At 63.7% G+C, this 15,043-nt stretch carries 10 protein-coding genes; 7 read left to right on the top strand and 3 right to left on the bottom strand.

Features of this window, described 5'->3' with window-relative positions; translation table 11 throughout:
• Positions 1-60 precede the first annotated feature (60 nt).
• Positions 61-3,300, bottom strand: coding sequence for an amidohydrolase family protein (locus tag B4F07_RS14380; protein ID WP_293700451.1), 3,240 nt, complete (start codon positions 3,298-3,300; stop codon positions 61-63).
• A gap of 140 nt (positions 3,301-3,440) precedes the next feature.
• Here B4F07_RS14380 and B4F07_RS14375 point away from each other — a divergent pair, with 140 nt between their 5' ends.
• From B4F07_RS14375 to B4F07_RS14355, 5 genes are all read left to right on the top strand, one after another.
• Positions 3,441-4,619, top strand: a complete 1,179-nt coding sequence (locus tag B4F07_RS14375) for a CaiB/BaiF CoA transferase family protein (protein WP_293700449.1) — start codon at positions 3,441-3,443, stop codon at positions 4,617-4,619.
• A 90-nt stretch (positions 4,620-4,709) separates the two neighbouring features.
• Positions 4,710-5,585, top strand: a complete 876-nt coding sequence (gene yghU / locus B4F07_RS14370) for a glutathione-dependent disulfide-bond oxidoreductase (RefSeq protein WP_293700447.1) — start codon at positions 4,710-4,712, stop codon at positions 5,583-5,585.
• Between the two features lie 180 nt (positions 5,586-5,765).
• On the top strand, positions 5,766-6,200 hold the full coding sequence (locus B4F07_RS14365; protein ID WP_293700445.1) for a TadE/TadG family type IV pilus assembly protein: 435 nt from the start codon (positions 5,766-5,768) through the stop codon (positions 6,198-6,200).
• A 2-nt stretch (positions 6,201-6,202) separates the two neighbouring features.
• Positions 6,203-7,831, top strand: coding sequence for a TadG family pilus assembly protein (locus B4F07_RS14360; RefSeq protein WP_293700444.1), 1,629 nt, complete (start codon positions 6,203-6,205; stop codon positions 7,829-7,831).
• A gap of 96 nt (positions 7,832-7,927) precedes the next feature.
• Positions 7,928-8,827: a PAS domain-containing protein gene (locus B4F07_RS14355; RefSeq protein WP_293700442.1), complete on the top strand. Its 900-nt coding sequence runs from the start codon at positions 7,928-7,930 to the stop codon at positions 8,825-8,827.
• Here B4F07_RS14355 and B4F07_RS14350 read toward each other — a convergent pair.
• Positions 8,824-9,900 (bottom strand): MBL fold metallo-hydrolase, encoded by a 1,077-nt coding sequence (locus B4F07_RS14350; protein ID WP_293700440.1) that lies wholly within the window; start codon positions 9,898-9,900, stop codon positions 8,824-8,826. The two genes, B4F07_RS14355 and B4F07_RS14350, sit on opposite strands and share 4 nt — an antisense overlap.
• 164 nt (positions 9,901-10,064) lie before the next feature.
• On the opposite strand from B4F07_RS14350, the gene B4F07_RS14345 reads away from it, so the two are divergent.
• Both B4F07_RS14345 and B4F07_RS14340 read left to right on the top strand, forming a co-directional pair.
• Positions 10,065-11,258: an acyl-CoA dehydrogenase family protein gene (locus tag B4F07_RS14345; RefSeq protein ID WP_293700438.1), complete on the top strand. Its 1,194-nt coding sequence runs from the start codon at positions 10,065-10,067 to the stop codon at positions 11,256-11,258.
• A gap of 107 nt (positions 11,259-11,365) precedes the next feature.
• The gene (locus tag B4F07_RS14340) at positions 11,366-12,505 is read left to right on the top strand and encodes an acyl-CoA dehydrogenase family protein (RefSeq protein ID WP_293700436.1); all 1,140 of its coding nucleotides are present in this window, start codon (positions 11,366-11,368) and stop codon (positions 12,503-12,505) included.
• 142 nt (positions 12,506-12,647) lie between these two features.
• Here B4F07_RS14340 and B4F07_RS14335 read toward each other — a convergent pair whose 3' ends face one another.
• The gene (locus B4F07_RS14335; protein ID WP_349681333.1) at positions 12,648-15,005 is read right to left on the bottom strand and encodes a TonB-dependent receptor; all 2,358 of its coding nucleotides are present in this window, start codon (positions 15,003-15,005) and stop codon (positions 12,648-12,650) included.
• Between the last annotated feature and the right edge of the window lie 38 nt (positions 15,006-15,043).

Here is a 15,043-nt window from a genome sequence, read left to right as displayed (position 1 = left end):
TACGTCGCTTCATGACGCAACGGCGAGACCCCGGCCTACGCCAGGGTGACAGACAATGGGTTATGGCTTTTCCGCTTCCCACCAATAGGCAGCGCGCTTGCGGTTGCCTGTCGTCACCTCGTTCATCGTCAGCGGATCGTAGAGCCGCCCACCAAGCATGACGCGATGGATGCGTTCGGTGTTGCGGATGTCCTGCGTCGGATCGGCGTCGAGGATCAGCAGGTCGGCGAGTTTGCCCGCTTCGAGCGAGCCGACGTCTTTGCCATAGCCCAACGAGGTCGCAGGCATGATCGTTGCGGCACGCAGCGCGTCGATATTGCTCCAACCGCCGCGCACGAACGACCAGATTTCCCAATGTGCGCCGAGGCCCGATTGCTGGCCGTGGGCGCCGATCGACACCATCCGACCGGCCGCGGCAATCTTGCCCGCCTCGCGCGCCGAATCATCGTCGACATAATCGCCCTCGGGCGCGATCGTGCGACGCTTGTTGTTGGCCGCCAGCTGCGCAGGCGGGATATGTTTGGTCAGGATCGGATGCTCCCACACATTGGTGTGGGCACGCCAATAAGGATCACCCGCCGGGCCGCCATAGGTGACGACCAGCGTCGGGGTGTAATCGACCTGCGTCTGCCCCCACAGCTGGACCAGGTCCTTGTAGAAGGTGTGGAGCGGGATGTTGTGCTCGACGGTCGAATTGCCGTCCTGGATCAGCGACACGTCCATCGTGTAGAGCGAGCCGCCCTCGGGCACGACGAGCAAGTTCTCGGCTTGGGCCGCCTTGACGACCATCTGGCGCTGATCGCGGCGTGGCTGGTTATAGTTTTTGACGCTGTGCGCGCCCTGCGCTTTCAGGCGGCGGATATGGGCGAGCGCGTCGTCATAGCTGTTGATCTCGGCATAAACGCCTGCTGCCTTCGCGCCATAGATGATCTCGCCGGTCGAAAAGATGCGCGGCGCCAGGATCAGTCCGGCGCGCTGCATTTCGGACGAGACGAAGATTTCGGACGCGCGCGATGACGGGTTGTGGCTGGTCGTGGTCCCCATGGCGAGGTTAGCGATTTCGGACCAGTTTTGCTGGGGGATCAATTCGTCGTCGCCGTGGGGTCCGTGTGCATGGGCGTCGACGAAGCCGGGGACGATCGTTTTGCCGACCGCATCGACGGTAACGGCGCCCGCCGGGATAGTGATCGACGCCAGCGGCCCGACCGCGGTGATGCGGTCGCCTTCGATGACGATCGCGCCATCGTCAATGATACCGCCGTCGGCGCCCGCCATGGTGACGATCCGCGCCCCGGTGATGACGACGGTGCCGCGCCGCTTGGCCGCCGCCTGCGTCATCGCGAGCGAGACGCCATCGGTCGGGGGCGAGAATTTGGGCGCCTTGTCGTCGGCGGGCGCGTTGGTGAACAGCCTGGCGAGATCGGCGCTAAAGAGCGTCGCGCCGCGGCTCCAGTGGAGGCGGCGACCGCCGTCCGACCAGTGAATATATTCAGCCCCGCTGCCGCTGACGCGCGTGACCGGCAGTGCGCCGCTTTTGGTGCCAAGCGCGATATCCTGCCCGCCGGGCATCAGCGGCGTCACATAGGCGTCGTAATTCTGGCGGAACGCCAACGTGCGCCCGTCGGGTGAAATCTCATAATCGCTGACCAGTTCGCCATTGGCGTGGGTGCGCTTGTCCTGGCCGCTCAAATCGGTGCTGACCAGCTGGCTCTTGCCGTCGCCCGCAGTGACCATGAAGATGCGGTCGCTGGTCGCGCCAAATTGCGGCTTGGCACCGTCGGCGCTCACCCGCTCTGCGGTACCGCCGGTTGCAGCGATGCGATAGACGCCGGGATCTTCGCTCCAGCGCGCCGACGTGAGCCCACCGCCGCGACGCCGTTCGAAAACGATCGTCTTGCCGTCGGGTGAGAAGCGCGGTTCGGCATAGAGGCTGGGGACGCTCGTCACCTTGCGCGACACTCCGCCGCCCGCACCGATGGTGTGAATTTCCCCCATGCCGGTGTCGGTCCAGCGTACAAAGACCAGCGACTTGCCATCGCGCGACCAGCTCGGCCACGCCTCCATCGCATCGTCCTTCGCGGCAGTCAGCCGACGCGCGGTGCCGCCGCTGGCGGGCTGCACATAAAGCTTGCCGAGCGTTTCAAAGACGACACTGCGCCCGTCGGGCGACACTTCGGCCCAGCGCGGCATTTGCGTCGTGAAGCTGTCGGGGGCGACCTCGACCACGGGATGAGTGGCGTCGATGATCACGCGGTCGTCGTTGATGCTGAACGGAATGACGCGCGCCTCGCCGCCCTGACCGCTCACGCGGCGCAGCTTGCCGCCCGCCCAGAACAGAATGTCGCGACTGTCCGGGGTCCACGCCATGTTGGGATAGACGCCGGTGACCGCCCAGGTTTCCTGCACATCCTGGTCGAGCGCGTCATACACCTTGCGCTCGGTGCCCGACGCGAGGTCTTTGACATACAGTTTCGACTGCGTCGCCTCGCGGCGCACGAACGCCAGATATTTGCCGTCGGGTGAGGGGGTGGGGCGAACTGCGCCGCCCGCGCCCGACGCCGCCGTGCTGACCTTTGCCTCCTGCAGATTATAGCGTTCAATGTGGAACAGATCGGTGTTGCTGTCCTGCGCATATTCAAAGATGGGGCCGGGGGTGACGTTGCGCGTGTAGAACACGCTCTTGCCGTCGGCAGCAAAGATCGGCTCGCCGAGTTCTTTCTGATGACGATCATTGGGTTTCTTGACCAGCGGCACACCCGCGCCGCCTGACACATGATACATCCACACCTCGCCGGTGCCGAGCGAGCGGCCGGTGGTGAAATGTTTCTTGGCGACGATGAACTGGCCGTCGGGGCTCCAGCTCGGCTGGTTGAGCAGGCGGAAATCTTCCTTGCTCAGTTGCACCTTGCCGCTGCCGTCACGGTTCATCAGCCAGATATTGTCGCCGCCGCCTGCGTCCGAAACAAAGGCGACACGATTGCCGTCGGGCGAAAAGCGCGGCTGATGCTCGAACGCCAGCCCTTCGGCGATCCGGGTCGGGGTGCCGCCTTCGATTGGCATTGTATAAATATCACCGAGCAGATCGAACGCGATGGTGCGGCCGTCGGGCGCGACGTCGATGTTCATCCAGCTGCCTTCATCGACCGCAATCGGCACCTTGCGCGTCGCCATCCCCGGCGGCGCATTGACGTCCCATTTATCGGCCTTCGCATCGGCGGCGGGCGCAGGCGCTGCCTGCTGTGCAAAAACCGAAGTCGAACAAGCCAAAGTCGCCGCAAGGGCGAGAGCGAAGCGCGCCATGATGTTATCCCCGTTTGAAATTATCTGCCGACCATATGACCCTGTAACGAACATGCAAGCGACAGGTTTCGACGAAGAACTGGCAGCGTCGACGAGCGACTGCTAGCGCGGTCGAAAGACCAGGTCGGGGAGAGCAAGGCGTGCCGCTGAAGGGAATACGAGTCCTCGATTTCGGGCGCTATATCGCCGGACCCTATTGCGCCGCACTACTCGGCGATTATGGCGCCGACGTCATCCGCATCGAAGCGCCGGGCGGCAATGACGATCGCTATACGGTACCGGTCGCCGACGATGGATCGGGCGCGATGTTCATGCAGATGAACCGGGGCAAGCGTTGCCTGACATTGAAACCGGGCAGCCCCGAAGGCCGCGAGATTGTGCGGCGGCTGGTCGAAACGGCCGATGTCGTCGTCGCCAATCTGCCGCACGATACGCTGACCAAATTGGGGCTGGATTATGCCAGCCTGTCGGCAATCAATCCGCGCATCATCCTGGCCACCGCTTCGGCGTTTGGCAGCGAGGGACCGCTGGCGCAAAACGTCGGCTTCGATGCGGTCGGACAGGCGATGTCGGGCGCGGTGCATCTGACAGGGACGCCCGATCAGCCGTATCGCGCGCAGGTCAATTATGTCGATTTCGGTACCGCGCTGCACACCGCCTTCGGCGTAATGCTGGCGCTGCGCGAGCGCGAGATAACGGGGAGGGGGCAAAGTGTTTCGGGATCACTGCTCGGCACCGCGCTCGCCTTTTCCAACGCATTGACGATCGATCACGCGCTTAACGGCATAGAGCGCCAACCGATTGGCAATCGCAGTTACAGCTCGGCACCCACCGACATCTTCCGCACCCGCGACGGGTGGATCGTGACCCAGATCGTCGGCGGCGGCATCTTTGCACGCTGGGCCAATCTGGTCGGGCGACCCGAACTGGTCGATGACCCGCTCTATGCCAGCGACATTTTGCGCGGCGACAACGGTACGGCGCTGAGCGTCATCATGCAGAACTGGTGCAGCGAACGCAGCAGCGCCGATGCGATTACCGAATTGGGCGCGGCGCGCGTTCCCGCCGCGCCCGTGCTGCGCGCGGACGAGGCGCTGGCGCAGCCGCAGGTGGCCGCGATGGGGCTGGTCGAGCCCGCCATCTATCCGGGAACTACGACCGAGGCGCCCGTCATCCGGGCTCCGATCCGATTGTCCGAGATCGCCAAGGTCGCGTCCGAACGAGCACCGCAGCTTGGCGAGCATAGCGACGCAATCCTGGCCGAACTTGGCTATGACGCCGAAGAGATTTCGGCTTTGCGCGCGGCAAGGATTATTTGAGCCGCATGGGGTGGACGGTGGCGCCCTGACATCTTAAATACCGATCAGTACGAAATTCACCTGCCCCCCAAACAAGCCAGGAGTGTCGAGATGAGCGATCAAGCCGAATATGTGCCGCCAAAGGTCTGGACCTGGGACAAGGACAGCGGCGGACGCTTTGCCAATATCAATCGCCCGATTGCCGGACCGACGCACGACAAGGATCTGCCGGTCGGCCAGCATCCGCTCCAGCTCTATTCGCTCGGCACGCCCAATGGCGTGAAGGTCACGGTGATGCTGGAGGAACTGCTCGCGGCAGGACATAGCGGCGCCGAATATGACGCGTGGCTGATCAATATCGGTGAGGGCGATCAATTCTCCAGCGGCTATGTCGCGGCCAATCCGAACAGCAAGATTCCGGTCCTCGTCGATCGCAGCGATGCCGAGCCGATCCGGGTGTTCGAATCGGGCGCGATCCTGATCCACCTTGCCGAAAAATTCGGCGCCTTCCTGCCGACCGAGACGGCAAAGCGCGCGGAGACGCTGTCGTGGCTGATGTGGCAGATGGGCAGCGCCCCCTTCCTCGGCGGCGGCTTCGGCCACTTCTATGCCTATGCGCCGACCAAGCAGGAATATCCGATCAATCGATATGCGATGGAGGTGAAGCGCCAGATGGATGTCCTCGATCGGCGGCTGGCGGAAAGCGAATATATCGCGGGCGCCGACTACACGATCGCCGACATGGCGATCTGGCCGTGGTACGGCGCGCTCGCCAAGGGTTTGGTGTATGATGCGGGCGAGTTCCTGCAGGTGCAGGACTATAAAAACGTCCAGCGCTGGACTGATCAGCTTGCGACCCGTCCCTCGGTGAAGCGCGGGCGGATGGTCAACCGGGTGACCGGCGACCCGGCGAGTCAGCTGCGCGAACGGCATGATGCGTCGGACTTTGACCTGCGAACGCAGGACAAGCTGGAGGCGGCTGAATAGACATATTCTGCGCAGCGCCAGCTTTGGGCGCGATTAGCATTTTGTAAGCAAAGCGTCGGGTTGCCCGGAATCGTTGGCATATCGGTTTCGCGCGACGCCGGAAAAATTAGCAAATTGCGCAAAAACGGCGTCGGGCTCTTTCGACGCCGTTTTTACTCCGGCGACCACATGCTGCGCGGCATGACAGCTTCCCTTCGCTTGCCGCGGAATGCCCGCAAACCCGCACGCCCTTTGGTCGATGAAGAGCGCGGTGCCGCTATTGTCGAAATGGCGCTGGTGCTGCCGCTGCTCCTCGCGCTGTTGATGGGGGTGCTTGTTTACGGTCAGTATTTCATGCTGGCGCACAGCGTCCAGCAGGCGGCGAACGATGGCGCCCGCGCCGCCATCGTCGGGCTCGACGCGGCCGACCGCCGGGCAGTTGCCACGCGAGCGGTCGGGCGCAGCCTGCAAGCGGTGAGCGGAGCGCACAGCGTGGCGGTGTCCGAAACGAGCGAGGCAATCACCGTCGTGGTGACCTATACCGCCCCGGAGGAGAGTTTTCTGCGCTCGTCGCTGATCCCGTCGCCCACCTATGTCATTCGTTCGCGCGCGACCTTTGAATTGCCGGTGGACTGATCATGGCGCTGCTGGAAATCCTTCGCGCCATTGCCAAAGATCACCGGGCGGGGATCAGCATTGCGACGGCGTTCGCCATGACGATGCTGATCGGCGCCGCGGCGCTCGCGGTCGATGTCGGCTCGCTCTATCTCGACCGCCGCAAACTGCAGGGGATCGCCGATGCCGCGGCGATGGCGGCGGCGGGCCGACCGGGCGAAGAGCAGGCAGCGGCGCAGCGGATCATCGCGGCGAACTGCGATTGCGGCATCCGCATTGCGGCGCTGACGACGGGTACCTACACCCCCGACGCCGCGATTGCGGCCGAACAGCGATTTGCCGCGGGCGGCGCTTCGGCCAATGCGGTGCGGATCGTCCTGACCCGCGACCGTCCCCTCTATTTCGGGCGCTTTTTGACGGGCAGCAGCGAAAGCATCATCCAAGCCACCGCGACCGGAGCGCGGCGTGGCTATGCCGCCTTTTCGCTCGGTTCGCGGGTTGCGGCGGTTAATGGCGGCCTGCCCAATGCGCTTCTGTCGGGATTGACGGGCAGCCACATCAATCTCTCGGTGATGGACTATAACGCGCTGGCCAGCACAGACATCGATCTGCTGGCGTTTTCTGACGCGCTGCGAACCGAAATCGACGCCGAAGTGCTGACCTTTGGCCAGACGCTCGACAGTCAGGTGACGATGCCGCAGGTGATTTCGGCGCTGGCGCGTTCGTCGGAGGGGCAAGCCGCGAGCGCGCTGGAACATATCGCCGATCGCGCCCTGCCGCGCGGCCTGTTTCCTTCGCGCGCGATCGATCTGGGGCCGCGCTCGTCAAGCATCCGCGTCGATCCCGCCAATCCGGTCAAGGTCAACGCGCTCAGCCTGCTGCGCGCAATGCTGCTGCTCGGCAGCGCCAATCGTCAGGTCGACCTGGCCGTGGCGAGCAACTTGCCGGGAGGATCGGGAATCGACATCGCGCTGTTGATCGGGGAGCCACCCGCGCATTCGCCATTGATCGCGGTGACGGACACCAACGACGTGATCGTGCGCACCGCACAGGTGCGGCTGAAACTCGACACCAAGGTCCAGACACCGCTGGCGAGTGTCCATATCCCGGTCTTGGCCGAACTGGGATCGGCATCGGCGCGAATTGCCGACATCGATTGCGGCCCCAACAGCAGCGCCGCGGTCTCGCTTGCCGTCGTTACTTCGCCGGCGATGCTGGCGATCGGTACCGTGGACGCTGCCGATTTTCAGAACATGCAGCGCCCGCTCGATCCCCGATCGGCTCGCGTGATTAAGCTTCCGCTCGCCAGCGTCGATGCTGAAGCCGAACTGGTGCTGTCGGACCTGAACGAAAAACAGGTCCCCTTTTCGCGCAGCGACATAGACGACGGACGGGTCAAGACCGTGTCGAGCTCCGGGTTGGTCGCGGGTGCCGCAAAGTCGCTTTCGGATCGTATGGACTTACGCGTGAACGTGCTGGGGCTAGGCCTGAACCTCAATGCGCTGCGAACGGTTGTCGGTGACACCGTGGCGCTCGCAGCGCCGGTGCTCGACACGGTGCTGGCTGATCTGACCGGGTTGCTTGGCGTGCACGTCGGGCAGGCCGATGCGCGGGTCAACGCGCTGCGTTGCGGGAAAGCCAAGCTGGTATGATTGCGCCATATCGGCGTCGCGGCGGACAAAGTTTTTGGCCATCTTCGCGCGATCCACCCCAAAAGGATCAACAGTGATCCGACAATCGGGGAGGCCATGGTGCGAGCAACCCAGGAACCACAGCGCGTCTCGGCGGCAGATTTCATCCGCGGCTTTGCCAATTGGCGCCTGCAATCGGCGCGCAAGCCGGTCGTGGTGACGCATCACGGCAAAGACGCGCATGTACTCATCTCGCTCGACGATTATCGTCGTCTGGACCGTGATGGACCCGACGCCGTTCGGACGCCCGATTGCCCACAGTCTTCGCTTGCGGGGGTCGTCGAATCGATCCGCGACGCGGTGATTCTGATCGACCGGCAGTGGCGAATTGTGACGGTCAATCCCGCCGCGTCCGACATGCTGGAAAGCGCGTGCGCTGCCCTGATCGGAGAGCCGTTAATGACCGCCGTGCCGCGGATCAAGGGGAGCTTGCTGGCGCAGCATATGATCCGCCTGATCGATCATCGCGAGCGCTTTTCCGGCGACCTGCCGGACATCTTGCGGCCGCGCCAATGGCTGCGTGTTGACCTGGTTCCTGTGCCGGTCGGCGGGGCGATCATCCTGCGCGATGTCAGCGACGCGCTGGCCGACTTTGCCGCGAACGACGCGCGCCAGGCGTTGGCCAGGGCGATCGAGGCGCAGGGCCGTATCGGTCACGCCCGTATATCCGTGCGCGGAGCAGTCGAGGCGGCGAACGACACGCTACTCGTTATGCTCGGGGTCGATGCCGCCGCGATCCGGCGGGTGCGTTTTTCGGCGTTGTTGGCGGTCAGCGATCGTCCGGCTTTTTCTGAGGGACTGGAGGCGCTGTTCCGTTCGGGTCAGCCCGTGTGCATTGCGTCCCAGATGGTGACGCGCGACGGCGACGCCATCGACGTCGATCTGACGATCGCCGAAGTCCGCGGACCTTATGCCAGCGATGGTGCGGTTGTTCTGGTCACCCGGCGCGCCGCCTAGAACCAGCTGCCGCGTTCGATTGTCTTGCTGCCAGCGGGCAGCGAGAAGGATTGGCCGTCCTCGCCGACGATGATCGGCCCGTCGAAGTGACTTTCGGCGCCGCCGAGGAAGGCTCCATTGAAGTAGGACGACGGCATCGACGGCACGACATGGCTGAGCACCAGCATCTGAACCCCTGCGACGCGCGCGCTGTCGGCCGCCTGCGTCGGGCTGGCATGATAATCGAGGATGTCGCGCATGATCTGTGCAGTCTGCTTGCGGCCCGCCTTGTCGAGCTTGGCTGCGAGCGTCTTGACCATCGCGGGGTTCAATGCCTCGTGAATCAGAAGGTCGGCGCCTTTGGAAGCTACTTCCAGCGACTTCGATGGCGCCGTGTCGCCACTGACGACGAGGCTGCGTCCCTTATAGTCGAAACGATAACCCACCGACGGCTGCACCGGGCGGTGATCGACGGCAAAAGCGGTGACGCGAAGGCCGGCCGCGTCGTAGATGACCGTCGGTGCCGCCGGGAGCGCAAAGGCGATCGCTGTGGCACCGGCAGCTGCGGGGGGTGTGATCGCCTCGCCATGGTGCGCGGTGCGATAGCCGTTATCGAGTGCATAGGCGGCGTTGAACCCGGCAATAACCTGCTCGACACCCGGCGGGCCATAAACGGGCAGGGGACTTCTGTTGCCGCTGGCGGTCCAGCGCAGCAGCATCATTGGCCCCATCCCGTCGATATGGTCCGAATGAAAATGGGTCAGGAACATCGCCTTGATGCGGCCATTGGGCAAACCCATCTGCGCGATATTGCGCGCCGCGCCCTCTCCGGCATCAACAACAAACATCGCCTTGCCCGCGATCACGACGGTGCAGGACGCCGCGCGTTCGCGGCTGGGGAGGGGGGAGCCGGTGCCGCAGAGACCGACGTGCAATCCGTCTGGCAGATCCTTGAGCGTGTCGCGCGCCGCCGCGCGTTCGACCGCGCGCTCGAAGAGCCAAAGGCCGATCGGTCGCTGAAACAACCACGCCGACAGAAGCGCGATGCCAAGGATCGTTGCCACCCAGAGCGCTGTACGCGTGCCTTTTGTCATATCCCATCCCCCAACTTTGTCCGCCCGTGACGAATGCACGCGCTGGACAAGCGGCGATGTTACGCGCAATCATTGGGCCAAGGAAAGTTGCAAGTCGCAACTTGCCGTTTACGTAAAGGTGAGCGCGCAGTATAAGCGCGCCATTACCCAACGGGAGATTCGTGATGGACATGGAATTCAGCCCCGAAGATCTCGCCTTCCAGCAGGAAGTGCGCGACTTCATCGCCGAAAATTACCCCGCCGATCTGCGTGAAAAGCAGGATGAGGGCGAGGAAATGTCCAAGGAGGACTTCCTCGTCTGGCACAAGATCCTGCACAAAAAGGGTTGGATCGCGCCCGCATGGCCGGTCGAATATGGCGGCACCGGCTGGACCCCGACACAGCGCTTTATCTGGTCCGAAGAAACCGCGCGCGCCGATTGCATTCGGCTGATGCCCTTCGGCCTCGCGATGGTCGGCCCGGTGATCTACACCTTTGGCACGCCCGAACAGAAGGCCCATTTCCTGCCGCGCATCCTGTCGGGTGAGGATTGGTGGTGCCAAGGCTATTCGGAACCTGGTTCGGGCAGCGACCTCGCTTCGCTCCGCACCACCGCCGTGCGCGACGGCGATGATTATATCGTCAATGGACAGAAAACCTGGACGACGCTGGCGCAGCACGCGGACTGGGGCTTTTTCCTCGTCCGTACCGACAAGGATGCGAAGCAGCAGGAAGGCATTTCCTTCCTCCTCATCGACATGAAGTCGCCCGGCATCACCGTGCGCCCGATCATCACCTTGGGCGGGGAGCATGAGGTCAATGAAGTGTGGCTGGAGGATGTCCGCGTCCCCGTCGCCAACCGCGTGTACGAAGAAAACAAGGGCTGGACCTGCGCCAAGTTCCTGCTCGCCCACGAACGCACCGGGATCGCTGGGGTCGCGGCGTCGAAGCGCGGGATCGAGAAGGTCAAGGCGATTGCCCGCACCGAAGTCGACGGCAACAAGCCGCTGCTCGCCAATGCGTTTTTCAAGCGCAAGGTGGCCGAGCTGGAAGTCGATCTGGCGGCGCTGGAATTCACCGAGCTGCGCAGCCTGGCCGGCCCGAATGCCGGACGCGGACCTGGCCCGGAATCGAGCCTGCTCAAGATCAAGGGATCGGAGATCCAGCAGCGGCTGACCGAACTCAGCCTGGAAGCGGTCGGACATTATGGTGCGCCCTATTTCCGCGGTTTCGGCGAGGGCGACAACGAGCATCCGATCGGCCCCGACTACGCCCACCGCGCCGCGCCGACCTATTTCAACATGCGCAAGACGACGATCTATGGCGGGTCGAACGAGATTCAGCGCAACATCATCGCGAAGATGGTTCTGGGTCTCTGATGCACGCGCCGCCCCCGCATAGGCGGGGGCCGCAATCGGCCTGACTCGGCGCCGCAGTATAAACCTATAGCGGCCCCCGCCTTCGCGGGGGCGACGGGGATGTAAAAATGGATTTCACCTACACCGAAACGCAGGACATGATCCGCGACACGCTCGCGCGCTTCCTCAGCGACACCTATGATTTCGACACGCGCCAGAAGTTCATCAATTCGGACAGCGGCCGCGATCCGGCGATCTGGACGGCGCTGGCGCAGGAACTGGGTATGCTTGGGGCACCTTTTGCCGAAGTCCACGGCGGGCTGGGCGGTGGCGCGCTCGAAAACGCGATTGTGATGGAGGAACTGGGCAAGGTCATCGGGATCGAACCTTATCTCCCGACCGTCGTCATCGCCGGCGGGGCGCTGAAGGCCGTGGGCGGCGCACAGGCCGATGCAATCATCCCCGAAATTATTGCCGGCAACGTTATCGTCGCCTTTGCCTATGCCGAACCGCAGGGGCGCTACGACCTCGCCAATTTGCGCACCACCGCCAAGAAAGACGGCGCGGGCTATGTGCTGAACGGCCACAAGGGTGTCGTTTATGCCGCGCCCTGGGCAACCCATTTGCTTGTCACGGCGCGCACCGGTGGCGGCACGCGCGACCGGGAGGGGGTATCGCTGTTCCTGATCGAAGCCAATCTGCCCGGCATCGTCCGCCGCGACTATCCGACCGTCGATGGCAGCCGCGCGTCGGAAATCTATTTCGAAAATGTCGCGATCCCTGGCGACGCGCTGCTCGGCGGCGAAGGCACCGGCCTGCCGCTGGTCGAACAGATCGTCGATGAAGCGACCGTCGCGGTGTGCGCCGAGGCGACCGGCGTGATGCAGAAGCTGCACGAAGGCACGCTGGAATATACCCAACAGCGCAAGCAGTTCGGGGTGCCGATCGCCAAATTCCAGGTGCTCCAGCACCGGATGGTCGATATGTTCATGGAGGTCGAACAGGCGCGTTCGATGACGATCATGGGCGTGCTCAAGCTCGATTTGCCAGCGAACGAGCGCATGGCCGCGGTCTCCGCCGCCAAGGCGAAGGTCGCGCGCGGCGCCAACTTCGTCGGCCAGAATGCGATCCAGACCCACGGCGGCATCGGCATTACGCAGGAGCTGGCAATCGGCCATTATTTCAAGCGCGCCACGATGATCGAGAGCCAGTTCGGGAGCCATGATTATCACATGGACCGGTACGAACGTTTGGTTCTGGCGGATTGATAATCCTCCCTGTCGCGCAGCGATGGGGAGGGGGACCGCTCGCGAAGCGAGGGGTGGAGGGGCCGCAACGGCCGCGTCAAAGCCCCTCCGTCAACGCTTCGCGCTGCCACCTCCCCATGACTGCGCCACAGGGAGGATCAAATTAATACGCTACATCCACCGCGATCCGCAGCGTCCTAGGCCGAAGCGGCGTCATGAAGCCTTCGTTACCCTCCACGAACGGAGTTCCGAGCGAAAAGCGGTTGCCGCGCGAGTCAAACAGGTTGGTCAGCGTCAGCGACAACCCGCGGCGGTCGTTGCCGATGCGCATTGCCAGCCCGGTGTCGATATAGTCGCCCTGACTCTCGCCCAGCACCGGACCAATGCCGAGCCGCGATGGCCCGATATAATTGGCCCAGCCGTTTACGCGGAAATCCTCATCACCGATGACCAATGCATAGTTGACCGATCCACGCACTGCATGGCTCGCGACATTGGGGATGCGGCCGAGGCGGCCCGGCGCCGCGGCGAAGACCGGCAGGATCTCCAGCGCCAGATCATCGACCCGGCTGTGATTATGGACCGCGCCCAGTTCGAACGTCAGCGTCTCGGTCGGCCGCATCGCTAACGCGGCGGAGATGCTGGTGATGCGCCCGTCACCGATATTGGCGGTGGTCGGAAAGCCGGTGCTGTCGATGAAATCCGCCTGAATGTTGCGCCAGCGGCTGTGCGATATGGCAAGACTGGCGTCGAACAGGCTTTGCCCTTTGTCGCCGAATCGCACCCCGGCCTCCCATGTCCGAACCTGATCGTTCAGGAATCGCCGGACAAAATTGCCATCGACCGCCAAACCGCCGGGACGGAAACCCTCCTGATAGCGCGCATAAACGCGGACATTGTGCAGCGGTGTCGCGAGCAGCGAAAAAGACGGTAACAGGTCGGTTTCATTGCGCGACGCGGTCGTTGCCCGTCCCGCCAGCGCGAGGGCGACGCTCACGCCTTCCGCCATGCCGCCGAGCCGCGCGTGCGACAAACGCACGCCGCCCGAGGCGACGAGGTCAGGCATGACTTCGACCGTCGCCTCGGCATAGCCAGTGACCTCAGTGATCTTGTTGGTCACGCCGGGCAACACGGCACGGAGGGTGCCATAGCCATATTCGCGGTCCTGCCGGGCGCGATTGTCGATGACGCTCGCGCCGACGACCCAGCCGAGACCGTCGTGATACGGGCGCGACAGTCGGTTCTCGCTGACGAACATGCGCGTGGCGTTGCGCTGGTCGAGCACCCGCGGCACGGTGCTGAGCGGCGTCACCTGAACCGGCGCGAACAGGCGTTCGACATCCACCGCGCCCGTCGTGATGACGGTGCCGGGCGGTGCATCGGGCAGGCTGGCGTCGAAGCGTTCGAACAGGCGGTGGTCGATGAAGGCGTTGGACGACTGGAAATGCAGGTCGCCCCAATCCTTCATAACGACGACCGTGCCGAGACCATAACGCGCCGACGCATTTTGTTCGACCATCGAATTGCGGGTCAACGGGTCGGCGGCCTTGTCGGCATATTGTGCATCGTTGGACTTGATCGATTGGTAAACGCCGCCCAGATCGATCGTCCAATCATTGCCTGCTTCAAAGCGAAAAGTCCCGCGACCACCACGGACATGAACACGATTGACGTCGTTCTGACCGCGCAGCGGGTTATCGATATAGCCGCCGTCGGTCAGCATGTAGCCGACCAGCCGCAGCGCATGACCCTTGTCCCCGACCGGCAGATTGGCAATCGCAGCGATGTCGCCGCCGGGGTCGCCATGCTGGGTCAGCGAAACGCCCGCGATCGCCTGTATCGTCATCGCACGCGGATCAGGGGCTTTGGGGACAACCCGAATGATGCCGCCGAGCGATCCGGCACCATAGAGTGTCCCCTGCGGACCTTCGAGGATTTCTACATTGTCGACGTCGTAGAGCCGCAGGTCGGGATCGGGCGCGTTATAACTCAGACGGATATCGCCCAGATACTGGCCGACCGTCGATTGTGTGGGACCGGTGAAGCTGGAATCGGCGATGCCGCGGATGAACAGCTTGTTGCGCCCCGATCCCAAATGGGTCGACGAAACGGTTGCGGTCCGCGACAGGATCGATTCCATCCCGCGTTCGCCGCCAAACGCCAAATCGCCGCCACTCAGCTGGGTGACGACGCCGGCAAAATGCGAATAGGGGAGGTCGGTTTTCGAAGCAGTAACGATGATTTCGTCCTGCACGCCAGCGACCATGTCGTGCGCCGGTTCGCGCGCGCGGTGCTGCGGCGCCGGTTGCGGGGCAGGGCGTTGTGCGATCCGCGGGGCAGCGGGGCGGCGCTCGATCCGCCAACTGGTGGCGCTGACGCGGACGGCGCGGGCGTCCGAACCCTTGAGCAGACGCCGGATGGCGTCCTCGACGCGCATCCGACCGCGAACGGGTTTGACCCGTGCCTGCCACAACTTGGCATCGACGACGCTGATGCTGACCCCGGCCTGACGACTGATCACGGGTAGGGCGGTTGACAGACTCCCTTTTGGCACGTCGA

The organism is Sphingopyxis sp. UBA6723 (assembly GCF_002454115.1).
Taxonomy (GTDB): Bacteria; Pseudomonadota; Alphaproteobacteria; order Sphingomonadales; family Sphingomonadaceae; genus Sphingopyxis.
This window is presented reverse-complemented; position numbering and strand designations above follow the sequence as displayed.

Coding starts and splice junctions, on each gene's coding strand:
- B4F07_RS14380 (WP_293700451.1), bottom strand. CDS start 3,300: ATGGCGCGCTTCGCTCTCGCCCTTGCGGCGACTTTGGCTTGTTCGACT.
- yghU (WP_293700447.1), top strand. CDS start 4,710: ATGAGCGATCAAGCCGAATATGTGCCGCCAAAGGTCTGGACCTGGGAC.
- B4F07_RS14365 (WP_293700445.1), top strand. CDS start 5,766: ATGACAGCTTCCCTTCGCTTGCCGCGGAATGCCCGCAAACCCGCACGC.
- B4F07_RS14360 (WP_293700444.1), top strand. CDS start 6,203: ATGGCGCTGCTGGAAATCCTTCGCGCCATTGCCAAAGATCACCGGGCG.
- B4F07_RS14355 (WP_293700442.1), top strand. CDS start 7,928: ATGGTGCGAGCAACCCAGGAACCACAGCGCGTCTCGGCGGCAGATTTC.
- B4F07_RS14350 (WP_293700440.1), bottom strand. CDS start 9,900: ATGACAAAAGGCACGCGTACAGCGCTCTGGGTGGCAACGATCCTTGGC.
- B4F07_RS14345 (WP_293700438.1), top strand. CDS start 10,065: ATGGACATGGAATTCAGCCCCGAAGATCTCGCCTTCCAGCAGGAAGTG.
- B4F07_RS14340 (WP_293700436.1), top strand. CDS start 11,366: ATGGATTTCACCTACACCGAAACGCAGGACATGATCCGCGACACGCTC.